Origin of the sequence: Microcoleus sp. D3_18a_C4, assembly GCF_036702415.1 — a bacterium.
Taxonomy (GTDB): Bacteria; Cyanobacteriota; Cyanobacteriia; order Cyanobacteriales; family Microcoleaceae; genus Microcoleus.
In genome coordinates this window covers 17517-44100 of sequence record NZ_JAUBTI010000056.1, presented here as the reverse complement: position 1 = coordinate 44100, position 26584 = coordinate 17517, and the positions used below count along the sequence as shown (strand labels likewise).

Annotated in this window: 8 protein-coding genes; 4 read left to right on the top strand and 4 right to left on the bottom strand. The window is 47.8% G+C overall.

Annotated features, from left to right (window positions below):
- The 4 genes from QUB16_RS21570 to ppsA all read right to left on the bottom strand — a co-directional run.
- The coding region (locus QUB16_RS21570) for a DUF4347 domain-containing protein (RefSeq protein WP_333319242.1) at positions 1 to 7124 on the bottom strand (7124 nt) is incomplete at its 3' end.
- A 710-nt stretch (positions 7125 to 7834) separates the two neighbouring features.
- Positions 7835 to 8203, bottom strand: coding sequence for a hypothetical protein (locus tag QUB16_RS21565; RefSeq protein ID WP_333319240.1), 369 nt, complete (start codon positions 8201 to 8203; stop codon positions 7835 to 7837).
- Between the two features lie 226 nt (positions 8204 to 8429).
- Entirely contained in the window at positions 8430 to 8750 is a 321-nt protein-coding gene (locus QUB16_RS21560) for a DUF6464 family protein (RefSeq protein ID WP_333319239.1), read from the bottom strand.
- Between the two features lie 281 nt (positions 8751 to 9031).
- Positions 9032 to 11509: a phosphoenolpyruvate synthase gene (ppsA, locus tag QUB16_RS21555; protein WP_333319237.1), complete on the bottom strand. Its 2478-nt coding sequence runs from the start codon at positions 11507 to 11509 to the stop codon at positions 9032 to 9034.
- A gap of 274 nt (positions 11510 to 11783) precedes the next feature.
- On the opposite strand from ppsA, the gene QUB16_RS21550 reads away from it, so the two are divergent.
- The 4 genes from QUB16_RS21550 (at position 11784) to QUB16_RS21535 (ending at position 26336) form a co-directional block, all read left to right on the top strand.
- The gene (locus QUB16_RS21550) at positions 11784 to 11915 is read left to right on the top strand and encodes a hypothetical protein (RefSeq protein ID WP_333319235.1); all 132 of its coding nucleotides are present in this window, start codon (positions 11784 to 11786) and stop codon (positions 11913 to 11915) included.
- A 624-nt stretch (positions 11916 to 12539) separates the two neighbouring features.
- Complete coding sequence (locus QUB16_RS21545; protein ID WP_333319233.1) at positions 12540 to 19031, top strand: PAS domain S-box protein; 6492 nt, start codon at positions 12540 to 12542, stop codon at positions 19029 to 19031.
- A gap of 266 nt (positions 19032 to 19297) precedes the next feature.
- On the top strand, positions 19298 to 20503 hold the full coding sequence (locus QUB16_RS21540; protein WP_333319231.1) for a hybrid sensor histidine kinase/response regulator: 1206 nt from the start codon (positions 19298 to 19300) through the stop codon (positions 20501 to 20503).
- An 811-nt stretch (positions 20504 to 21314) separates the two neighbouring features.
- The gene (locus tag QUB16_RS21535) at positions 21315 to 26336 is read left to right on the top strand and encodes a PAS domain S-box protein (RefSeq protein WP_333319229.1); all 5022 of its coding nucleotides are present in this window, start codon (positions 21315 to 21317) and stop codon (positions 26334 to 26336) included.
- The last annotated feature ends 248 nt before the right edge of the window (positions 26337 to 26584 follow it).

The following is a 26584-nucleotide window of genomic DNA, read 5'->3' as shown; positions in this document are numbered from 1 at the left end:
AGGGAGTTGAGCACGCCACCAAACACAGAGTCGTCTCCGTTGTCGCCCCAAAGGGTGTCGGGGCCTTTGTCACCCCAAATCAGGTCGTTGTCGATGCCACCATAGGCGATGTCAGGGCCTTTGCCGGAGTAAATGGTGTCATTGCCTTGAGTGCCGGCAATGGCGTCGCCTGAAGAACCGCCAAAAATCAGGTCGCCGTCGTTGTCGGTTAAGTCGATGTTGTTGCCGTTGTCGCCGACTATGGTGTCGCCACCGCGATCGCCGTACAATGTGTCTCCATTGCGATCACCAAAAATGCGATCGTTGTCTTTGCCGCCAAATACGGCATCGGTTTCTTTGCCGGAGTAAACGATGTCGTTGTCCTTACCTGCTGCGATGAAGTCTCGCTGTTGTTCGCCGAAGATGATATCGCTGCCGCCTTCACCTAACACTGTGTCGTCGCCGCGGAGGGAGAGAAACAGTTGGTTAGTGTCGTTTCCTGTTAAGGAATCGTTTCCGGGAGTCCCGATGCTGGTGTTTTGGATGCCGATGAGTTGGGCGGCGTTTGAGTCGAAGTTAAGTATTTGCGAAGGCTGGGGTTGGATAAATGTTATCGGGGGCAGCAAGGGCAAGGGGTCGCAACCGCAACCGGTATCCGGTTCGGGTACTGGGTTGAATATAGGGGTTGGTTCCGCCGCGGGTGTTGGTGTGGGTGTTGGTTGCGGGGCTGGGGTTGGTGTTGGTGTTGGTGTTGGTGGTGTTGGTGTTGCAGTTGGAGTTGCAGTTGGTTCCGGTTCCGGCGTGGGTATGGGCGTCGGCGCGGGTATGGGCGTCGGGGCTGGTTCCGCTGCGGGTGTGGGTGTTGGTGCCGGTGTGGGTGTTGGTGTTGGAGTGGGTGCCGATGTTGGAGTTGGTTCCGCTGCGGGTGTTGGTGTTGGAGTGGGTGCCGATGTTGGTTCCGGCGCGGGTGTTGGTGTTGGAGTTGGTGCCGGAGTTGGTTCCGGTGCGAGTGTTGGAGTTGGTGCCGGTGTGGGTGTTGGTTCCGGCGCGGAAGTTGGAGTTGGCGTGGGTGTTGGTGGTGTGGGTGTTGGTTCCGGCGCAGGTGTTGGTTCCGGCGCGGGCGCGGGTGTTGGTATCGGCGCGGGTGTTGGTGGAGTTGGTATCGGCGCGGGTGTCGCCGTCGGTATCGGTTCCTTAAGGGGAAGGAGAGAGACCGTGGCGACTGCCGCACTGGTAGCGCCGAGGTTATCTGTAGCGCTGTAAGTGAAATTTGCCCCTATGAAATTGTCAGACGCCTGAAAGAACAACTGCGTAATTTGCTCCGGCGTCAGAGTTTGACCTGCCGTGACCCGCACCCCCTGGCTGGGATCGCCCAAGAACAGCGTACCTTCAGTGGCTGGCGGCAAAGTGTTGATAGTAAAGGAAACCACCGTGCCGTCGGCGTCAGTTCCTCCCAGTCCGGGAATCTTCGCAGTTCTTCCCAGCAACACAGCCAGAAGAGAGTTGTTAGCCACGGGTGGCTCGTCATTAGGAGGTAATAGTGCTAGGAGAGAAGCCGTAGCCGGGGCTCCACTAATCGCGCCGCGGCTGTCTGTCGCGCTGTAGGTAAAATTGGTTTCTGTGAAATTGCCAGAGGCTTGGAAGAATAACTGGCTGATTTGACTTGTGCTAAGTCTTTGGCCTGCCGTCACCCGGATTCCCTGGCTGGGGTCGCCCAAGAACAGGACGCCTTGATTTGCAGCAGGCAGGGTGTTGATAGTGAAGAATTCGATCGAGTCGTCGGGGTCTTTTGCCGTGAGCCCTGCGAGGTTGACGGTGTTGTGTGGCGCCAGTGTCTTGCTGAAGTTTGTGGGTACCGGCAGGTAGTTGAACGCCGGGGACACCAGAGAAACTGTGGCGGCAGGACTGCTGCCACCGAGATTGTCCTTGCTGCTGTAGGTAAAGTTAGCTCCTGTGAAATTGCCGACAGACTGGAAGAATAACTGCGTCATTTGCTCGGCCCTCAGGGTTTGACCTGCCGTGACGGCGACTCCCCCGGTTGCGCGGTCGCCCAAGAACAGGATGCCTTGATTTGCCGGCGGCAGGGTGCTGATAGTGAATGCAACCACCGTGCCGTCTGAGTCTCTGCCTCCGAGCCCGCCGAGTCGGACAACGCTGTTGGGCGCGATCGCCACATTGCTGCTGTCGGCTGAGGGAAGCTTGTTGGGTGAAGGCGGAGCGAGTAAAATGGCCGTGGTGACAGTGGCTCTGGACTCGGAACCGTTGTTATTGCTGGGGTCGGGGTCAAAAGTAGTCGATCGACTCCCGGAAGTATTGCTAATGGTGCCGGTCGCTGGAGCGACTACTGTTACCTCGCGGTTGACTTTGCTCCCCCTAGTCAAACTGCGAATTGTTGGGAAGGTGACAACCCCTGTCAGGGGGTCGTAAGTGCCGCCGTCCGATGCGGTGACTCCCGTTAAACCGGGAATGATGCTGTCTGTAATCACTACATTTTCAGCAGCATTCGGCCCATTGTTGGCGGTAGTTATAGTATAAGTCACGGAACTACCAGCAGGAGCAGATGTGAGACCGCTCTTGGACGTAACCAGGTCGGCGCGGGCTGCACCGATCGAAGTCACAACTCGCCCCCCAGGCTGACCGGGCACTGCGACTGTCGAGCCGTCGTTATTCGTCAAGTCCGGGTCACTCGTGGACGATCGACTCAATACAATATTCGTGATACTCGTCAGGCTAGCCGGCGGTACAAACATCAGGGTGCGGGTGACGCTGCTGCCGCTGGCTAAAGTCTCGATCGCTGGGAACTCGATCGCCCCTGTGGCAGCATTGTAGGTTCCGCCATCGGACACGCTGACATTAGTTAAGCCGGGAATCAGGCTGTCGGTGATGACTACGTTGGCTGCGGGACTCGGCCCGAAGTTGGTAGTAGTGATTGTATAAAGTAGCGTGTCACCCACCTTGATGGTGGCCGGAGCCGTTTTTTGCGTGACAACATCCGCCACAGCACCGATCGAAGTAATGACTCGCCCCCCCGCCTGACCGGGCACTGCCACTGTCGAGCCGTCGTTGTTGGTTAAGTCCGGGTCACTCGTGGACGATCGACTCAATACAATATTCGTGATACTCGTCAGAGTCGGCGGCGGTACAAACATCAGGGTGCGGGTGACGCTGCTGCCGCTGGGTAAAGTCTCGATCGCTGGGAACTCGATCGCCCCTGTGGCAGCATTGTAGGTGCCGCCATCGGACACGCTGACATTAGTTAAGCCGGGAATCAGGCTGTCGGTGATGACTACGTTGGCTGCGGGACTGGGCCCGAAGTTGGTAGTAGTGATTGTATAAAGTAGCGTGTCGCCCACCTTGATGGTGGCCGGAGCCGTTTTTTGCGTGACAACATCCGCCACAGCACCGATCGAAGTAACGACTCGCCCCCCAGGCTGACCGGGCACTGCGACTGTCGAGCCGTCGTTATTCGTCAAGTCCGGGTCACTCGTGGACGATCGACTCAATACAATATTCGTGATACTCGTCAGGCTAGCCGGCGGTACAAACATCAGGGTGCGGGTGACGCTGCTGCCGCTGGCTAAAGTCTCGATCGCTGGGAACTCGATCGCCCCTGTGGCAGCATTGTAGGTTCCGCCATCGGACACGCTGACATTAGTTAAGCCGGGAATCAGGCTGTCGGTGATGACTACGTTGGCTGCGGGACTGGGCCCGAAGTTGGTAGTAGTGATTGTATAAAGTAGCGTGTCACCCACCTTGATGGTGGCCGGAGCCGTTTTTTGGGTGACAACATCGGCCACAGCCTCGATCGAGGTAACAACTCGCCCCCCAGGCTGACCGGGCACTGCGACTGTCGAGCCGTCGTTATTCGTCAAGTCCGGGTCACTCGTGGACGATCGACTCAATACAATATTCGTGATACTCGTCAGAGTCGGCGGCGGTACAAAGCTGATGGTGCGGCTCTGGTTGCTGCCACTGGCTAAAGTTTCGATCGCTGGGAACTCGATCGCCCCTGTGGCAGCATTGTAGGTTCCGCCATCGGACACGCTGACATTAGTTAAGCCGGGAATCAGGCTGTCGGTGATGACTACGTTGGTCGCGGGACTCGGCCCGTTGTTGGTAGTAGTGATTGTATAAAGTAGCGTGTCACCCACCTTGATGGTGGCCGGAGCCGTTTTTTGCGTGACAACATCGGCCACACCATCGATCGAGGTAGTGACGGTGGCGTTGGGGTTTGTACCGTTGTTGTTGGCCGGAGTGGAGTCGGGAGTGATGGAGGTACTTCTTGCCGTGTTGCTGATGGAAGTTAGAGTCGGCGGTACTGTGAAGCCGATCGTCCGCGTGAGTGTCTCCCCATTGGCGATTGCCACGGGCCCGAAGGTGACAATGCCAGTCACCGGATCGTAAACCCCACCATTAGATGCCGTCACCCCCGTTAACCCCGGAACTATGCTGTCAGTGATGGTTACAGCTTCTGCAGGACTTGGGCCTAAGTTGACGGTGGCGATCGTATAGCTGACCGAACTACCAGCCGGAGCATCCGTAGATCCGGTTTTCGTGGTAACAAGATCGGCGTTGGGCGCAATACTTGTCGTAACCGTAGAGTTAGTGGGAGTGCCGTCTTTGTTGGTTGCCGAGCCGTTGTTGTTAGTAGCGATCGGATCGAAAGTCGCCGAGCTGCTCCGGGCCGTGTTGCTGATGTCGGTACGGGTGGCTGGGGCGATGAAACTGACGGTGTGGGTCGCAGTAGCCGCATTGGCCAGCACCGTCAGTGCTGGGAAGGTGACAATGCCCGAAACTGGGTCGTAACTCCCCCCGTCCGATAGGCTGACTCCTGTTAAACCCGGAATAATGCTGTCGGTGATGGTCACATCGGCAGCGGGGTCTGGCCCCATGTTAGTCGTAGTCAATGTGTAGGCGACGCTTGACCCGGCCAAAGTAGTCACAGGGCCACTTTTGGTAGTAACTAAATCCGCCACTGTACCGACAACTGTGGTATAGACTACACCCGGCCCCTCGATTTGACCGGGCGCGAGTACACCGCTGTTGTTGCTGAGGTCGGGGTCGAAAGTCGAGCTAGTGCTGAATGCAACGTTGGCAAAACTGCTACCGCTGGTTAAACCCGACGGCAGATTAATTGTCAGAGTGTAAGTCAGAGTCTCACCCGCATTGAGAACCGGAATTAACGGCCAAGTCACAGCCTTCGTGTGGTTCACGTAAGTGCCGTTGTTGGAGGCAGTGAGAACCGGCGACAATCCCCTCGGACCCAGCAGTTCAAAAGGTATTTCGTCTTGAATCAGGACATTTCTAGCGGGCGCTGGCCCCCTGTTTACAGTAGTAATCGTGTAGGTAATGCTGCTTCCGGGCTTGACGAACTGCGGGCCAGTCTTGATAGTGGCAACCTCAGCGGCGATACTGGGAGGATTGATAGTTTCAACTACCACGTTTTGAAGTTCGTGAATGTTGTTGGCGCCTCCTGTGGAACTGCCAAAACCAAATTTGAAAATTGGCGGTACTGGGCCGTTTGCGGTTGCCAAGTTGCGGATGTCGATCAATGTAGTTTCGTAGATGTCGTCGAAGTTTTTATCGAAGGCAACGGTGAGGCGAGAGGGATTCACCGGATCGTTAGATGGATTCAGCGTAATTTGAACGGATCTTTTGGCTAAATTGCGATCGCTCGTGAACGTATTGCTGAAGTTAAAACTGGTGCCGGGAGGGCCGATAAAGTTAATACTCGTAGGAATGTTATCGATGCCGAAGGGAACGATCGCATTTGTTAAAAACTGATAACCGTCTGCTTGATTTCCTCTAACAGTTACTGAATCAGGTCTGAAAGAACCAATAGAAGAGCCGGGAATCGGAGTTGGATCAGGGCCAGAGCGCCCTTCTGTGGATGTTGAAAAATTGCCAAACTCGTCAAGCCCAATGCCTAAATAACCTCCTTCAATACCGGGTATACCCGTTCGTGGAGCGTAAGCCAGAGAACCGCCATAACCCCCAGTCCTGGTTGGGCTGGCAGTGCCGTCAATCAAGAAGAAACCCAGCCCGTCCCCTGGCTGAGGGCTAATAAATGGGCCCTGAGCGTTATATTGCTGGCTTGAACCGTAAGAATAAAAATCAAACTGGACTCTGAGACCGTCGGTTGAAGGAATGGGGTTGTTGTAGATGACAAAGGCTTCCCTATCACCTGCTGCTGGAGTTAATCGCAGAGCGCCATCGCCGGGACTTGAACCGCCCAAAGCCGGAAGTACGCCGGATACTGTGCCTCCGGTAATGCCGGGGATACGTTGATTGGCTGCTGGAACCCCGCTGCTCGGATTGAACAGTGCCCCGCCATTTCCCCCGTAAATCCACGGCCCCCTAACTGTGGAGTTTTTGAAAGTTTCGTTAACCAACGTGCCGAGGGCGTAAGGGTAGGCTTCGAGCACTTCTTTTTCAATGGCGATACTCGCCTTTATTTCCCCGATCACAAATTTTAATTCCCAGTCGCCGCCGAGTGCCGCACTCCCCGTCAAGTTGTCGGAAGCTGCAATATCTGCACCCACCATCAAGTTAAGCCGCCGCACGAAGGCCTCGCCGCTTTCCCCCGCTGCGACGCTGCACCCGAATAACAAGATATTTCCTCTCTCGCTGAGGGCTTTTCCCCACTGCTGCAACAAATGGCTGTAGGTTTCTAAGTTGTCGTTGCAGAGTTCGATCGATCCTAGCTGCACGCCCCCTTCTCGACCGTGAGAAACTATCTGAAGGCTATCTAAATCGCTGCAAACCGCCAAAATTCTAGTAATTTGCTCGACTCCATCCCGCGTCGAGTCCAGTACAAATACTTCTGTATCGCCTGTTGCTCCTCTTGCCAAGCTGTCGCAGTTATCTACTCTGGCATCGAGGAACAGTACATTTTTTATAGTCCGAGAAGGCAACCACGGGAAGTTGGCCCCTACAGTCGATCGCAAAAATTCTCTGTGGGGATGCCCAATTATCGTGCCGCCACGAAGTTTCTGGGACAGGAAACACTCCTCTGGTTTTACTTGTTTTATTTGTTTTTTCTGATGATAAGTTGCTGTTGTTTGGGATTTTGCGCCCCCAATCCTTGCGGGGGAGTCACATATTTTTGGAGTGATAAAAATTGGTTTGTTGCAGATGCTTTGCATGGTCAAATTGGCTCACGGATTGTAGATGATGTACCCACTTCAAGATGATAATTATCACCTATTGACAAGGTTTAATTGCAGAGTAAGAGAAGCTGCCACTTGACTTGGAGCAATGGCAAAAAGCTAATTTTACTCAGCACAAAGCAGTGCTATATTGATATTTGATAGCATTGCAAATATCGCCGGCAGAAGCGCTGAGAATTGGGGGTTTAAATCCCAAGAACCTCTCTATCGGGTGATATTTGGCCTTCGGCTTTTTTCTTTTCTGTTAGCGAGTGTATCTGTTACACGAATATCTCTTACATGGCGCAGTAGATAATAACAGGAGTTCTCAAAAATTTACTTGATGAGGTTTTCTGCAGATCGTCTAATGCACTTTAATTTCCCGATAAAATTCACTATCTCTGGACGCATAAACCGGGTTTGATGAACCAAAAGACTGGGTTGCAGCCGTCGCTCACGGTAAAAAACTCGGTTACTTTGGTTTGGGTGTGCAAGCCCTATTCACAATAGCAACTAGACATTAATTAGGGAGTGATAGCCGTCACATAATTATGCTGACCGTGCCCGAAGTGTCATTCAACTGATATCTTTTACCATTCTCAATAATCCTTCTATGGGCGGACTCTCCTGCCCAGCCCATAAGAAAATGCACTTGTTGTGGAACAGGCCAGAAAGCCTATTCTTGAAAATGGTGCAACATATGAGATTCAATTGAAATTGGCATACCCTGTATCGACGAAGCGTCTTAAAAATTCATGACTTGGAGTCGGGAGATAGCAATCTAGGTTTGAGACTGTTTCGCTACGATCGCAAAAACAGATTAGTGCCCGCCACAAGCAACTTCTCAAACTGTCAACTAGCGAGTCTTCGAGCTGGTTGACAGTTTGAGATAAATGATCGGGACAATGTTTCGTGCAGAATTTTTCATGATGTTTTGGAGCAACTGATTGGGAGATTTGCCCATCAGCTACTTGGAATTTTTGTTCGCTAATTTTCTTAACTGCAGGAGTTAAGCCGAGGAGACTAGAAACCCAATTTCTGTCTAGATTTCTCGTCGCCCAACCAAAATTCATCATCTAAACCTGGTTTCTGATCGTAAGTCCTCAACTAGAAAAACACCGATCGCAATCCGCGTGTTATGGCAACTGTAACCAAGCAATAATGCTCGATTAGGTTTTAATTGCTGAGTTGGGGCGTGGGTCGTCCCAAACAAGCTTCACCAATAATCATTACACGTAAGTACATACTAACTCATTGATTACTACATCCGCAAATAGACGTAGATACAAGCACCAATATAAGCTATATCTTTTCACCGCGAGCGTCAAGAGTTCTGGCTTGGTAGTACCGACAATCTTGACAGGGCCCAGAAGGATTGACAGCGCAGCGAATGTAATTAGAGCGGGCGTTATACTCGCAAGTGATATCCCCGATCGAATAACCGAGGCTTTGTATGTAAGTGCGATCGGCAGTTGGTAGTTGAGTTCGCAGGGCTCTATTGGCTACCGCAAGTCTGGCCGCTGCAATTCTGTCGCGGGCTTGGCTCTGGGCAGAGCGCATCACCCACAAAGACAGCAGCGACGGAGCTAAACCTATGAAAATAATCAGGAGAGCGGTTAGCACATTTTCAGAGCTTATGTGGAGAATATGTTTTTTGATTTAGGCGAGGGCAACAGAAAATCCTCGTCGAAAAGACGGTTTTAAATAAGAAAAGTTCCCGCTCAAGTCTCAAACTAGGCCGCCCCTGTGTTAACCGTTAGCTGGGGAGTGAGGAGGGCGAATTAAATAACTTACAATTTCAATTGTTATTGTGGGATGGGCGTCCCGCCCGTCCAAAAAAGACGGGCGGGACGCCCATCCCACAAACTTTTTGAGAAATCGGTTGCTCTCCCAAACCAAAACGGTTAAACCTTAGCAACATCCCCCGCTAAATCCATCAACGAACCCGCACCTTCCACCTTAGCAACATCTAACAAAGTCTTCAAAACCGAATCGGGATTCAAACTAATCGAATCAATTCCCAACTCAACCAAGAAACGAGCAAACTCAGGATAATCGCTGGGCGCTTGGCCGCAAATCCCAATCTTGCGATCGTACTTCTTGGCGGCTTTAATGGCAATTGCTACCATGCGCTTGACAGCTTCATTCCGTTCGTCAAAAATGTGTGCGACTAAAGCAGAATCCCGGTCTAATCCTAATGTTAGCTGAGTTAAATCGTTAGAGCCGATCGAGAATCCGTCAAAAACTTGGGCAAATTCGTCAGCAAATATGACATTGCTCGGCAATTCGCACATCACATACACTTGCAAGCCGTTCTCGCCCTTAACTAAACCGTGTTTTGCCATTTCGGCTAACACTTTTCGACCTTCCTCTGGGGTGCGGCAAAATGGAATCATCGGAATCACATTTGTCAAGCCCATTTCGTCGCGAACTCGCTTTAATGCTTTGCATTCCAAAGCGTAAGCTTCGCGGTAATTCGGGTCGTAATAGCGAGAGGCGCCGCGCCACCCGATCATCGGGTTTTCTTCCTTGGGTTCAAACTGCCGCCCTCCCAAAAGGTTAGCATATTCGTTGCTCTTGAAATCGCTCATCCGCACGATAACTGGATTTGGATAAAATGCGGCGGCAATTGTGGCAATTCCGTGGGCTAGTTTGTCGGTGAAGAAATCGGGTTTGTTTGGGTAAAGTGCTGTCAGGTTGGCAATTTCTTCTTTGACTGATTCATCTACCAATTCGTCAAAGTGAATCAGTGCCAGCGGGTGTGCTTTAATGTGATTGGCAATGATGAATTCCAACCGCGCTAAGCCTACGCCGTCGCAAGGAATGGCTGATAAACCAAAGGCTTCTTCTGGGTTCCCGACATTCATTAAAATTTTAGTGCGGGTGCGGGGCAAATTCTCGATCGCAGTTTCTTGAATTTCAAAAGGAAGCAAACCGGAATAAACTTTGCCTTCCTCTCCTTCGGAACAAGAAACAGTGATTTCTTGCCCGTTTTTCAAGATTTGGGTGGCGTCGCCGGTGCCGACAATGGCGGGAATTCCCATTTCTCTGGCGATGATGGCGGCGTGACAAGTGCGGCCGCCGGAATTGGTGACGATCGCACTTGCTTTTTTCATAATCGGTTCCCAATCCGGGTCGGTTTTGTTGGTAACTAAAACTTCTCCTGATTGAAATTCAGCGATTCTGTGCACATCTAAAATCACGCGGGCTTTGCCTTGTCCGATTGATTCGCCAACGGCGCGTCCTTTTGCTAAAACTGCACTGCTGCCTTGCAATTTGTAGTTTCGCAAAACTTTAGCAGACTTTTGAGATTGTACTGTTTCGGGTCGCGCTTGGACAATAAACAATTCGCCCGTATTGCCGTCTTTTGCCCACTCAATGTCCATCGGGGTATAAGTCCCGCGCACTTTAGAGTAGTGTTCTTCGATGACTACTGCCCATTTTGCTAGTTGCAGAATTTCATCATCTTGGATGGCAAATTTATTTTTTTCGGCTGCGATGACGGAGACGTTTTTGGTGTATTTAGAACCGCCGATATCGTACACCATTTTCAGGGTTTTGCTGCCGAGTCGTTTCTCTAAAATTGGGCGAAAACCTTGTTTTAAGGTTGGTTTAAAGACGAAGTATTCGTCGGGGTTGACGGTTCCTTGGACGACGTTTTCGCCTAATCCGTAGGCGGCGGTGACTAATACGGCGTTTTTGAATCCGGTTTCGGTGTCGATGCTGAACATGACGCCGGAGGATGCTAAGTCCGATCGCACCATTTTTTGCACGCCGACTGATAGGGCGACTTCAAAGTGGTCGAAACCCCGCTGTTGGCGGTAGGAAATCGCGCGATCGGTGAATATGGAAGCAAAGCATTTGTGACAGCATTCGAGGACACCAGCGCAAGCTTGGACGTTGAGGTAGGTTTCTTGTTGTCCCGCGAAACTGGCGTCGGGTAAGTCTTCGGCGGTGGCGGAGGAACGCACTGCTACGTCTGTACTGTCGCCGTAGCGATCGCACAATTTTTCGTAAGCATCCGCGATCGCCGCTTGGAGTTCTCGCGGAAATGGTGTGTCGAGAATCAGTGCCCGCGCTTGCTTGCCTTTTTGTCGCAGGTTCTGCATATCTTCTACGTCTAAATCGGCAAAAATTTCGCGCAATTTAGCTTCTAAGCCCGCTGACTGGATGAAGTATCGGTAAGCGTATGCTGTAGTTGCAAATCCGTTGGGAACTCTGACTCCTTGGGCGGTTAACTGTTGAATCATTTCGCCCAAAGAAGCATTTTTACCGCCTACTAATGGGATGTCGGCGATGCCGACTTCATCAAACAACAATACTAAGGCTTTTTCTTTGGGAATTAAACCGGGTTTTTGTTCAATTGCTAAATTGTCGAGCATTGCTTTTTTCCTCTCAACTTCAGCTCATTTCGGTCAAAGTTTCGGTCAAAGTACAGTCAACAAAAGACAGTTTATTGGGAATTTTAATTTGGTTACAAAAATTCTCAATTTTTTTTCTAGGCTGTATCAACCGATTTTTCGATTGCCTCTATTTCAACATTATCACTTTTTTGCTAAATAGCAAGGCCTGTGGAGATATTTTATTTGATTGCAAAAAGTAAAGAAATCGCAGTAATGAGTTTATGTAAGGTATTATAAAAGAAGTGGTAAAAATATGAATAGCGAAGATAGTTCTCACCGCTTTTTTTGCGTTGAGCGCTTATTGGTGCGGGGATATGGCTCGGATTGTGTTGGTAGCGGAATCCAAGGGCAACAAAGGGTGGGGTTCGATCGCGCGATCGGCTGAACCCGCCCAAAAACGGATACTTACTTTCCGACAGGAGTCGTGAGTCGCCCAAAATTTGAGATTCTAGTTCAACCTGCGCGATTCATCTGTGGACTAAATCTAAAATCTAAAATCGGATCGCAGGGGCGATCGCCCAAACAAACAACAACACCCAGCAGCTTAGTTTCCTCCTGAAACCGATCTTCTAAAAACCTTAAAAAATTTTCCCTCTGATTGCGTTGACCTATTTAGAGCAAAAACACAGACGCATAGATATTAGATATTGCACCATCAATAAGCCTTTTACGGGGGGGGTTAAAAGAACCCATCCCAAGAAAAGTTACTCTTTGTGAAACTGGCAAAAAATCCCGTTTTTGAGAATAGTCCAACCTCTGAGATAGAGTGCATTGTAATTGGGAGGATCTCACTTTGGCAGCAAGCTAGAAATAGGAGTTATGAGGCAGGAGGCCGAAGGAAAGAGTCAGAAGGAAGGAGGGAAAAAAAGTGTTTTTACCAATATGAGATGCTCCCTTGTAATTGTGGAACCAAAGGGTTTTTAACGGCGAACGGCGGGATTTGTGGCTATACAATTCTTTATATGCTATAATAGTTTGCTACACTGCCTTATGACAAAAAACAAGGTATATGATATCAGTTTTGAGCCCACCCGCCAAGCGAAACGGCTTTAAAGTTCTTCTGGTCGAAGACAATCAAGCAGAAGCCGATCTGATCGAAGAATTATTATTAGAAACAAATGTCAGTAGAGCCGAACCCCAAAGGCTATCAGTAAGTTGTACAGACCGTCTCAGCAAAGCGCAGGAACTTTTGGTCGGCGAACATTTTGATGTGATTTTACTAGATCTTTCGCTGCCCGACAGCCAAGACTTAAATACAATTGTCAAAATACAAGAATATAGCCTAAATACTCCGATTGTCGTACTGACGGGCCGCAACGATGAAGAGCTTGCCGTGCAGTCAATCCAAGCCGGAGCTCAAGATTATCTAGTCAAGCGAAAAATCGACAGCGAAGTGTTGATTAGATCGCTTCGCTACGCAGTCGAGCGACAGCACAACCAAGAAGCTTTGCGAAAAAGCGAAGAAAAATATCGCTCGGTAGTCGAGAATTCTCTCGTCGGAATTGCCATTCTTGCTCCTGGGAGTTCCCCCTCAGCACCAGAAAAATGCGAGTGGTTGGAAGTAAACGATGCTTTGTGTGATTTGCTGGGATACGATCGCCAAGATTTTTTGCATGATAATTGGGAGAAGTGGGGTTTTCCTGAAGACTTGCAGGCCAGTATAGAGCAGTTAAAAAAAATTTTTGCAGGGGAGAGCGAAGGCTATGTTCTAGACAAAAGGTGGCGCCGAAAAGACGGAAAAACACTTTACACTAGAGTTTCCCTGCGCTGTATTCGCGCGCTAGACGGCTCGATCGACCACCTGATTAAAGTAGTCTTGGACGTGAGCGATCGCTACCGTTACGAAGCTCAATTAAAAGCATCAGAAGAGTTTTTAAATCACACGATTAATTCTACTCCTGACCCGATTTTTGTCAAAGATGAGCAGCACAAATGGATACTATTAAACGATGCTTTTTGCAATTTGATAGGAAAAAGGCGATCGGAACTGATTGGCAAGTCAGGATACGATTTTTTGCCCCCAGCACAAGCGGCTTTTTTTGGGCAACAAGACGAGGAAGTATTGCAAAGAAGTCTTTCTCAGGAAACAGAAGAAATTTTTACCGATGGCGGCGGTCAAGAACGCATTATCTCTACAAAAAAAACAGTTTTTAACAACGCCGATGGTCGTAAAATGTTGGTCGGAACAATGCGAGATGTGACCGAATACAAACGCCAGCAAGTTGCGTTGCAGGAAAGCGAAGCTCGATTTCAAATAATGACCGACAACGTGCCGGGAATGATTTATCAATATCGGCTTTATGTAGATGGTAAAACATCTTTTACTTACGTTTCTTCCGGCAGTTGGCAGATATACAATTTAAAGCCAGAACAAATAGAAGAAAATGCCACTTTGGCTTTTGCAACAGTTCACCCAGACGACATCTCAGACTTGCAGCGCTCGATGGCAACTTCAGCGGCGACTCAGCAAGCTTGGCAACACCAGTGGCGGCAAATTATGGGAGATCGAGTGAAATGGCTGCAAGGCGCGTCGAAGCCAGAAAAGCAAGCCAACGGCGATATAGTTTGGGACGGTTTGGTGATGGATGTTACCGAATTGAAACAAACCCAGCAAGACCGCGATCGATTTTTTAATCTGTCGCTGGATTTACTTTGCATTGCAGGTTTTGATGGCTATTTCAAACGCTTAAACCCCGCTTGGTCAAATGTATTGGGTTATAGCAGTGATGAAATCTTAGCCAAACCTTTGATAGAATTCGTCCATCCACAAGACCTAGAAATTACTGTAGCGGAATTAGAAAAACTTAAAAAAAGCCACCCCGTTATTAGCTTAGAAAACCGCTATCTTTGCCAAGATGGTTCTTATAAATGGCTGTCGTGGACAGCATCGCCGTTTGCAGAAGAAGGTTTGATTTATGCAGTGGCTCGCGACGTTACATTTAGCAAGCAAGCTGAAGCTGAATTGCGTAAGAGCGCAGCCACCAACCGCGCTCTTTTAAATGCGATACCAGACATGATATTTCGCTGTCGGGCAGACGGCACTTTTGTAGACTTCAAACCGGCCAAAGATTTCGAGAATATCCTACCACAAAAATCACTAATTGGCAAAAAAGCACAAGACATCTTGCCGGCTGCTTTTGCTGACACAATCTTGTCGGGCCATCAACAAGCGATCGACACTGGCGAGATTCAAGTCGTAGAATATCAAATGCCAGTTAATGGTGAACTCTACGATTTTGAAGCGAGAATTGTCTTCTGCACGGAGGACGAAATTATGGCGATCGTCCGCGACATCACCAATCGCAAACGTTTCGAGTCAAAACTCCACAGGCAAGCAGCAGCAATGGCGGCTGCTTCCGAAGGTATCGCCATATTCAGTGCCGACAAAGAGGTGATTTATTGCAACGCAGCACGACTCAATATCTACGGTTACAACTCTCTCGAAGAAATCTTAGGTAAAAGTTGGAAAATCTTCTACCAAGGTGCAGAACTGCAAAGGTTCGAGCAAGAAGTCCTGCCGACTTTAGTGCAGAAAGGTTCTTACAGCACCGAAGCAGTAGGATGCCGTCGCGACGGATCGGAAGTCCCTATAGATGTCTCGCTGACAATGCTAGCCGGCGGAGAAACTATTTGCGTTGTTCGCGATATTTCTCAAAGAAAACAAGCAGAAGCAGCACTGCGAGAGAGCCAGCGATTCGCTCAGCAAATTGCTGGGGCCAGTCCTAATATTTTGTATGTTTGCGACTTAATTGAAAAAAAAAATATCTATGCAAACGCTTCTATCTACCACATTCTTGGCTATACAGTAGAGGAGATTCAGGCAATGGGGCCGTGGATGATGTCAACTTTAATCCACCCCGAAAATTTAATCAAAATGCCTGATTATTTACAGCAAGTCGAAACAGGCAGCGAAGGGGATATCTTTGAAATTGAATACAGAATTAGGCACAAGGATGGTTCTTGGCGCTGGATGGTTAGCCGAGATACTGTATTTGCGAAAACGGCAGACGGTAAGTTAAAACAAATTCTCGGCACGGCAACTGATATTACAGAAAGCAAGCAAGCAGAAGATGAAATAAAGCTGTTGCTGGCAGCAACTCAAGCCATTAGTCAGTCGGCAGATTTTCACAGCGCCCTCCCAGAGATTCTGCGGTTGCTGTGCAATGCGATCGGCTGGGATTTTGCGGAAGCTTGGATACCGACTGCTAACGGTACTTTTTTGGAACACAGCGAAACTTGGTACGCTAGCGATCGCGATTTAGATACGTTCGGCCGCGAAAGTAAAAAAATTAGATTCGCCGCCGGAGTGGCAGTACCTGGACGGATTTGGTCAACCAGAAATGTAGAGTGGATTGAAGATATTTCTCTAGCCAAAAATCATCTTTTTGCCCGATCGCAAATGGCGGCATCAGTCGGATTGAAAGCTTGTTTCGGAGTGCCCATTCACGCTAGCTCAAAGGTGCTGGCAGTTTTAGTATTCTGCAAGCGCAATCGCTCGATTATGGAACCGCGTATAGTAGAGTTGGTCAAGGCTGTAGCGACTCAGTTGGGCGATCATATTCAGCGCAAACAAGCCGAAGAAGAATTGCGTAAAAGTGAAGAACGCTGGCAGTTAGTTCTCAAAGGCAATCAAGACGGAATTTGGGATCTGAATCTTCAAACAAATGAAGCTTTTCGATCGGCCCGCTGGCAAGAAATTATCGGTTACGCAGACGGCGAAATCGACAGCACCAACAGCGCATGGATCGATCGCATCCATCCAGACGATCGCTCACGAGTGCAAGCAGCGATCCAAGGTTATCTCGATCGGCAAACCCCCTATTACGCCGCCGAATACCGCTTGCAGTGCAAAGACGGCAGCTATAAGTGGGTGCTCGCCCGCGCTCAAGCAGTGTGGGACGAAGCCGGAAACCCTCTGCGGATGGTGGGTTCCATGACGGATATCAGCGATCGCAAAGCAGCAGAATTAGCTTTACTGCAGGTCACTCAAGCCGTCGAAAGTACCAGCGACGCGATCGCGATCGCCGACTTAAAAGGGCGGTCTATTTACCACAATCAAGCCTTCATTCAGCGTTACGGCTACACGGTGGAAGAACTCAACGATCTAGGCGATACGGCCGCGCTTTATGTCCGGCCGAAAAATTACAAACAAATCTATAAAAGCCTTCGCAAAGGTCGCTCTTGGTGTGGCGAACTTTCACTGCAAACTAAGAGCTGCGAAGCAGTAACTGCTCTGGTGCGAGCCGACAGTATTCAAGATATTAATGGGACTTACATCGGCTTAATGGCAGTAATTACCGACATCACAAAACGCAAAGAATCTGAAGTAATTTTGCGCCAAAAATTAAAGCGCGAACAGTTGGCAGTAGCCATGCTGGAACGCATTAGGTTTTCTCTAAATCTGGAAGAGATTCTTACCAAAACTGTCGAAGAAGTGCGGCATTTTTTGCAAGTAGACCGCACAGTTATTTACCAATTCAATCCAGATTGGAGCGGATTTATCGCTGTCGAGTCGGTTGCCGAAAATTTCCGACCAATTGTAGGAATGGATATTTATGACCCCTGTTTTGGGGAAGCCTACGTTACTCTTTACCGAGACGGCAGAATTAGAGCAACAGAAGATGTTTACAATGCCGGTCTGGCCGACTGCCACTTGGCTTTGTTGACTCGGTTCGATGTGAGAGCGAATCTGGTAGTGCCGATTTTGCAAGGCGAAAACTTGTGGGGGCTGTTAATTGCCCACCACTGCACGGGCCCGCGTCCCTGGCAGCAATTGGAGGCAGAGTGCCTGAAACAATTGGGTGTGCAGTTGGCGATCGCCATTCAGCAATCGACGCTATTTGAACAAGCACAAACCGAAATTGCCGATCGCAAACTTGCAGAAGCCGCCCTGCAATTAGCTAAAGAAGCCGCCGAATCCGCCAACCGCGCTAAAAGCGACTTTCTCGCCAACATGAGCCACGAATTGCGGACGCCTTTGAACGGGATTTTGGGATACATTCAACTGCTCAAAGTCGATAAAAATTTGACCGCCGATCAGCAGGAAAGTCTTAACAACATTCACCAGTGCGGCAACCACCTGCTGATGCTGATTAATGATGTTTTAGACCTCTCAAAAATCGAAGCTAGTAAAATGGAACTGTCACGGACAAAGGTGCCTTTTTCCAGTTTTGTTAAAAGTATTATTGATTTGTTCCAAATGCGCTCTGCTCAAAAAGGAATTGCCTTTAATTACGAGCAGGTTTCAGCGCTTCCAGACGGCATTTTGGCAGACGAAAAAAGGTTGCGTCAAGTTTTGATTAATTTGCTCAGCAATGCCGTTAAGTTTACGAACAGCGGCAGCGTTACATTCAAAGTCGGTTATGCAGAAAATTTCCCCGATAATTATCCTCAAACCAACTGCGAAAATTCTAGTTTGACAGCGGAAATTGCCACTCAAACAATCAATTTAGCCGGGAATATAGACGCGCAGCAAATGTCGATACCGCCGCAGGGAACAACAGAAGCGCGGGAGGTGATAACAGACTATATTGGCGATCGTGCCCCTACCCCTAAAATTCGCTTTCAAATCGAAGATACCGGCATTGGCATTTCTCAGAATAAATTAGAAGAAATATTTTTGCCTTTTCATCAAGTGGGCGATCAGAACAATTTCGTCGAAGGTACCGGCCTGGGACTTTCCATCAGCCAAAAATTAGCCAAAATGATGGGCAGCCAAATTCGCGTCCAAAGTACCTCCGGCAAAGGCAGCATATTTTGGTTGGATCTAGACTTGCCCGCAGTCGCCCAGTGTTCTGAACTCCCCTCCCGGCAAGAAAAAAGGCGGCTTGTCGGTTTTACCGGCCCCCAGCGGAAAGTGCTAATAGTGGACGATCACGAAGTAAATCGCGCCATGTTGCACAGGCTGCTTGTTCATTTAGGCTTTGAAATTGCAGAAGCTGCAGACGGCGAAGACTGCTTGCACAAAGCACAGGAATTTCTACCGGATCTAATTTTAATGGATTTGCTGATGCCGGTAATGGACGGTTGGGAAGCTACCAGGCGGCTGCGACAGTTGCCGGAATTAAAAGATACGGTTATCCTTGCTTTGTCCGCTAACGTTTACGAGACTAGCAGGCAACAGAGCATACTTGCAGGTTGCGATAATTTTCTCACCAAGCCGATTCAAACTAACGAGCTTTTAGAATTATTGCGCCTGCATTTGAGACTAGAATGGGTTTACGAAGAACGAGTGCAAACCAAAAAGCGGACAGATCAAACGACAAAAGCATCTTCTGAGATTGCTGCTGCTGACTCAACGATGGTGTCTCCTGCCTCAGAGTCAGTCTTGGCGTTGTTAAGATTGGCTGCAATGGGCGATATTGAAGCTATTCTGGAAGAAACTGCTAAACTCGAACATTCTGACCCGACATTAGTGCCTTTCGTTCATCACCTGCGCCCACTTGCTAAAGGATTTCAGCTCAAGCAAATTCGAGATTTTTTGAAGCAACATTTGTCCTAAAATTGACGGTAGCTAACAGACAACTCAAAATCAGTTAACTCTCGCGCCCTGAGTACCATTCTCAATCAGGGGTTCTGGCCTCCCGCGAAGGGACAACTTAATCTGCTGGGGCGGCCCGGACTCGCCACCGGTTCCTCAAAGGGTTATGGCAAATAGAAGCATCTAGGAAGCAACCGGGTTTCTAGATCCGCAGAAAATTCATTGAATCCGATTTTACGTCACAAACCACAACTCAAAACTCAAAAATTTGAATATTTCCCTTGAATATGAACGATAAGAATTCCGAAAGAAGCATCATACAAATTGTCGATGACAACCAAACAAATCTTGACGTACTTTTCGAGTTGTTAAGGAATTACGGGTTTAAAGTATTAGTGGCTCTAGACGGCGAAAGTGCGATCGAGCAAATTGACTACATCCATCCAGACTTGATTCTTTTGGATATCATGATGCCAGGAATTGACGGTTTTGAAACTTGCCGACGTTTGAAAGCAGACCCGTCAACGCAAGATATTCCCATCATCTTCATGAGCGCCCTTTCCGATACCCCTGATAAAGTAAAAGGCTTTCAGACAGGAGCCGTTGACTACATCACTAAGCCTTTCCAACACGAAGAAGTTTTGAGCCGGATTCAAACCCACTTGACAATCCGCAGCTTGCAAAAAAAACTCGAAGAAAAAAACCTCGAACTGGCCCACCTCAACCAAAACCTGGAAAAACTTGTTGAACAAAAAACCAAGCAATTAATAAACCAGGAAAAAACAGCCATCATCGGGCGTTTGACTCAGGGCATGGTTCACAACCTCAAAAGTCCGCTGCAAGTGATCCAGACTAGCGTCGATTTGATTGAAACAAAAGCCACACAAATTCAAGAAGATTCTCTGTTTAATTATACCAAGTATATTTTTCAAGCAGTCACAAAAATCAATCAGATCATGGATACTCTGATGATGAAAAGCCGAAACGAGCAAAAGCAAGATTTGCACCCGGTGAATATCAACGATTTAGTCCAGAGAGAAATTCAGCTATTGGAAGGCAACCTGTATTTTAAAAATAAGATTAGAAAAAAATACTTTTATGACGAAGAAATTCCCAGCATTCCCTTAATTTATTCCTATCTTTCTCAAGTATTTTATAATTTAATCAATAATGCAATGGATGCTATGTGGGCAAAGAAAAGCAGAGAAATAACTATCGTGACTCGGCAAGACGACTCCAACATATACATGGATATTGCAGATACGGGATGCGGCATATCATCTGAAGATGTGTCAAAACTTTTTGACCCTTTTTACACCTCAAAGCCACCTAAAGGCGAGGAAAAAACCGAAGGCGAACCGACAGGAACAGGTCTAGGACTTTATACTTGTATTGAACTTTTAAAACCTTTTAACGGTGAGATTGCTATTAGCAGCAATGTCGGTCAAGGCAGCGTGTTTACAGTTGTGCTGCCCAAACCGCAGAAAAATTGAGCGACTCAACTGAGTTAAATTGTGTCCGGTTAGACAACCATAATTAAGTTGGTAATTAGGTTTGTAGCAAGGAATGCAAGTCTTGGTTCCTCCATCGAGAGAGGGGGAGCATCTCAGTTTTGTAAAAAGCATTTTTTTTATTGTAGTGCGAGCGTCCCCGCTCGCGTATTGTACAATACGCGAGCGGGGACGCTCGCACTGTAAATGCAAAACTGAGATGCTCCCGAGAGAGGACTTGCATTGATCAATACAAACAGGCGCTAATTGCGGGCAATTAACCGGACACAATCTCAGATATTATCTTGTAAATCAACGGGAATTATCGTAGCTTAGTAGTAATACCATCTTGAAAAAATAATGCAACTTTAGGCAAGCTTTAAACGGCAATTTATAATCTCAAGTTTCACAGGCTATCAGCAATGCAAATCCTGATTACTCCGCGCTCTTTTGACTTGCCTCTTGCTATTCCCCTGCCAAAGGTTGTAAATTAAAATAGAGTTGAGTGGCAATATTGGTAAGAAAATGAGAGTTTTGGGCCACTAGGTTTGGGGCGAGGCGGAAAACTTGCAGCGAACAACTCAATTCTACAAATAGATATGCGCGGTCTGCAAGCACACAGCGCACTCTCAAGGGTGCGGTTCAAGTTCCCCCATCATCAGCTAGGTAGCTGCATCCGGTGCTGAGATTTTATAATTACTAAAAAATAGCAAAAGGATACCAGTAAAAAAAATGCCACTGTACGCAAGAACCAAACCGCGATAGTCATCAGTTATTCCCAATCTCCCATCTCAAATCTAAAATATAAAATGGTATGACATCTGTTTTTGAGTCAACTTTAACGCCTGGTTTAAAAATTCTTTTAGTAGAAGACTGTGCAGAAGATGCAGAACTCATTCAAGAACTGCTGTCTGAGGGCCAACTAGGACAATCAATTGATGTCACCAATGTAGTCCGCCTCCGGGAAGCGATAGAAATTTTAAGCGACAAAATTTTTGATGTAATTTTATTGGATCTTTCACTTCCTGACAGCCCAAAATTTAATACTTTTTTCCGACTTCAAGATGGCGGTATAAATACTCCGATCGTCATTCTGACAGCAGCCGATGACGAAGAACTGGCTGTCGAGTTAATTGCCGCCGGCGCCCAAGATTATCTGGTGAAAAGACAGGTAGACAGCCGGCTGCTGGTACGGACGCTCAGGTGCGCGATCGCCCGCCAGAAACGGCAAGCAGAATGGCAAAAAAGTCAAGAAAAATACCAGCAGGTTGTTGACAATATCAAAGAAGTAGTTTTTGAAACAAATACTGCAGGCAATTGGACTTTTCTCAATCCAGCTTGGACAGAAATTACCGGATTTACCGTTGATGAAAGCTTAGGGACTTCCTGTTTGACTTACATTCATTCTGAGGATCGATACCAATATTTAAATTCGTTGAGAGGTCTGAGCGAAAATCAAGAAAGATCCAGTTGCTATCAAATTCGATATCTTACCAAAACTGGCGAAATTCGCTGGGTGGAAGTGCAAGAATTTTTGATGTTTGGCTGGGACGGCGCGGCACAGGGGACGACAGGAACTATCCACGATATTACGGATAAAATTTTAGCACTCTCCGAACTGGAAGCTAGTAAAAAGTTCTTGAATTATACGATAGATGCACTGGCTGACCCCATTTTTGTCAAGGACGAACAGCACCGCTGGATACTGTTAAATGATGCTTTTTGCAAGCTGCTCGGCAAGCAGCGCGAGGAACTGCTGGGCAAGTCGGATTACGACTTTTTCCCAAAACAAGAAGCTGAGATTTTTTGGCAGAATGACGAACAAGTGTTTAGGACGGGGGAAGAAAACGAGAGCGAGGAAATATTTACGGACGGCAGGGGTGCAAAGCACATTTTGTCTACTAAAAAAACTGTCTTTGAAAATAGCGATGGCAGTAAAATTCTTGTCGGGATAATTCGAGATATCACTCAGGAGAGGCGCAAACAATTAGCGCTGCAAGAAAGCGAAGCTAGATTGCAGCAACTTGCTGCCAACTTGCCGGGAATAATTTATCAATTTAGGCTCTCAATCGGCGGCAAAATATCTTTTCCTTACATTTCTTCTGGCTGCCGGGATTTATATGAATTGGCACCAGAAAATATTCAGCAGAATCCCGAACTTATGTTCAGTTGTCTTCATCCAGACGACCGCCCAAAATTGGAAGAATCTATTGCTGTTTCTGCGGCAAATATGCAGCCCTGGCAGCAGGAATGGCGCGCGATTGTACCGTCGGGAAAACTTAAGTGGATGCAAGGGGTTTCGTCGAAACCGGAACGAGTTGATTGTCCGACTGAAATAGGGCAGGAAGGGGATATAGTTTGGGAAGGCATGGTGCTGGATATTACTGATTTAAAACAGGCAGAAGCAGCTTTGCGGGAGAGCGAAGCAAGATTTCGATCGCTCGTTGAGAATATCCCCGGCGCTATCTGCCGCAGCTTGTACGATGCTGATGGGACGATGGTATTTATTAGCGATGAAATTGAGGTAATTAGTGGGTATCCTGCTGGGGATTTTATTGGCAACAACCGCTTGAGTTTTGCGACAATTGTCCACGAGGCCGACAAGGAAATGGTCGATCGACAAATCAGCGCAGCCGTAGAGTCGAAACAGCCGTACAATCTAGAATACCGGATTGTCCGCGATGACGGGGCGGTGCGGTGGATGTCGGAAAGAGGTAGGCCAACTTACAATCTAGAAGGGCTGGTTTTGTGGCTCGACAGAGCGATTTTTGACATTACCGATCGCAAACAAGCCGAACTGACTCTGTGCCTGGTAACTCAAGCTGTAGACAGCGCTAGTGATGCGATCGCGATCGCAGATTTGGACGGTTATTCCGTTTATCACAATCAAGCATTTATTCAGCGCTACGGCTATACAGTTGAGGAACTAAATAATGCCGGGGGCCCAGCAGTAATGTACCCCAAATCTCAAGATTTGAGACAGTTATTTAGGGTGCTGCGGAAAGGTTTTTCCTGGGAAAGTGAAATTGAAATCAAGAGTAAAAAGGGCGATATTATAGAAACTTTCTTGCGCGCTAACTGCATTAAAGATAGCGCTAGTCAACCGATAGGAATGATAGCCATAATTGCCGACATCACAGAAATAAAACGCACCGAATCGGCATTAAAACTCAGTCAAGAGCGCTTGCAGTTGGCGGTTTCAGGCAGCTCTTTGGGGCTGTGGGATTGGAATATAGCTACTGGCGAAACTTATTTCGACTTTTATTGGAAATCAATGCTTGGCTATGCAGAAACCGAAATTGAAAACAACCTCAAAGGTTGGGAAAGTTTGCTGCATCCCGAAGACCGACGGAAGGTAATGGAATGTTTAAATTCCTATTTGGAAGGTGAGACAGATATCTATGAATTTGAATTTCGGATGCTCAACAAAGCGGGAAATTGGCAGTGGATTCTGGCGATGGGCAAGGTAGTCGAGTACGACGAATGGGGTGCGCCGTTGCGGATAACAGGCACTCACAAAGATATCAGCGCTCGCGTTGCAGCAGAAGCCGAAAAAACGCAGTTAATCGCATCTCTGCAACTACTTGCCGAACAGTTGCAAGCAGCGCAAAAAATAGCCCGCATCGGCAATTGGGAATTCGATAGGGAGGCAGGAGTTATTACTTGGTCGGAAGAACTGTTTCGAGTTTACGGTCGAGAATTGAATCTGCCACCGACAATGGAAGAACTTTTAGAGCAAATTCATCCCGATGACAAAGAAAGGTTCGCAGAAGTTGTACAAAAAGCAGTGACTGAAGGAACAGCTTACGATATCGACCACCGCATCTATTTCCCATCAGGAGAAATTAGGCACGTTAACGCTAAAGGACAAGCTGTTAAAAATGAGTTGGGTCAGGTGGTGCGGATGTTTGGCACGGCAATGGACATTACCCATCGCAAAAAAGCCGAAACTGCTTTGCAAGAAAGCGAACAGCGATTTCGAGCGGTATTTGAACAAGCGGCGATAGGCATTGTGAAAGTGTGGCCAGACGGTCAATTTTTGAATGCAAATCAAGGCTTTTGCAATATTGTGGGCTACTCAGAATTGGAACTGAAAGCGCGAAATGTTGGGGAGATTTCTCACCCCGAAGATGTAGCAGCAGATGTCGAGTCGCGCGACAGACTGTTAGCTGGGGAAATTTTTAATTATTCCCTTGAGAAACGCTTTATTCGCAAAGACGGTTCATTTGTTTGGACTAATATGACTGTATCTTTAGTGCGGGATGGGTTTGGGGAACCTAGCTATGTAATTGGTGTGATTGAAGATATTAGCTCTCGCAAACTTGCCGAGGCTATCTTGCGCCAGCAATTAAAGCGAGAACGGTTGGTGGTAGAGATGCTGGAACGCATTCGATCTTCTCTCAATTTAAAAGAAATCTTGACAAAAGCTGTTGCTGAAGTACGGCAATTTTTGCAAACAGACCGGACAATAATTTATCGCTTTAATCCCGATAGGAGCGGTTTTGTAACTGTCGAGTCGGTGGGCGAAAAGTGGCGATCGATTCAGGGACTAACTATTAACGATCCCTGCTTTGAATACAGCTATGCTTCTGCTTACGAACACGGTCGGGCTGTACCTGTAGATGATATTTACAAAGCTGGTCTTTCCCGGTGCTACATTAATTTATTAAGTCAATTTCAGGTGCGAGCTAATTTGGTAGTGCCGATTTTGCAAGGCGAGAAGTTGTGGGGGCTATTGATTGCCCACGAGTGCGCTGGCCCCCGCCACTGGCTGGAAATTGAGGTCGAGTGTCTCAAACAAATTAGCGTGCAGTTGGCGATCGCGATCCAGCAATCAATGCTGTTTGAGCAAGCACAAAGTGAAATTGCCGATCGCAAACAAGCCGAGTCAGCTTTGCAGGAATCGGAAGCGCGAGAACGTTCAAAAGCCCTAGAGTTAGAAGCAGCTATTAACAAACTCCGAACGACTCAAGCTCAGCTCGTTCAAAATGAAAAAATGGTGAGTTTGGGTCAGTTAGTTGCTGGTGTTGCTCACGAAATTAATAACCCCGTTAGCTTTATTCACGGCAATCTCAGTCCGGCTCGCAATTACACTTTAGATTTGCTGGAATTGATTAAAGTTTACCAGCATTACTGTCCTCATCCTCCGGCCCAAGTCTTGGATAAAATTGATGAAATAGACTTGGATTATATTGTTGAGGATTTCCCGAAATTGTTTAATTCGATGCAAGTAGGCACCGAGCGAATTGTCGAGATCGTGAAATCGTTGCGTAATTTTTCCCGATTGGACGAGTCCGCAGGGAAGTCGGTTAACATTCACGAGGGAATTGATAGCACTTTGATGATTTTGCAAAATCGGTTAAAATCTCACAGCAGCCCAGGAGAAATTCTGATAGTTAAAGATTACCAAATATTGCCACAAATTGAATGTTTTCCTGGTGAGTTGAATCAGGTATTTATGAATATTTTAATTAATGCGATCGATGCTTTGGAAGAACGGGACAAGCAGCGTTCGATCGAGGAGTGCGATCGACATCCCAGCACCATCACTATTCGCAGCTATCAGGCTGCTGCGGGCTTCGTAGCGGTATCTATTGCGGATAACGGGGGGGGGATACCGGAGTCAGTGCGATCGAGGCTGTTTGACCCGTTTTTCACGACTAAACCTGTGGGCAAGGGTACGGGTTTGGGACTGTCGATTTCTCACTCGATTATAGTCGATCGCCACGGCGGCCGATTGAGTTGTATTTCGACACCGGGTGAGGGAGCGGAGTTTTTGATTGAAATTCCCGTGCGGCCGAATTTAACTGGTAGGACTTCCAATTTGGGGCAATAAATTAGCAATTGGTAATTGGAAATTGGGAAGCGGCAATGGGGTAATATCTCACATTTTGCACCCTGATCAAGAACAGGCAAGATGCCTGTTCCACAAAGACTGAATTTTCTTGTGGAACAGGCATCTTGCCTGTTCCTAAACAAGTAATATCATGTCCGGTCGATTAGCCGAAATCAGGTAGGGGCGGGTTCACCAACAATATCTGCTAATAATTAACAATCTCAAAAACCCGCCCGGCCAGGATATTA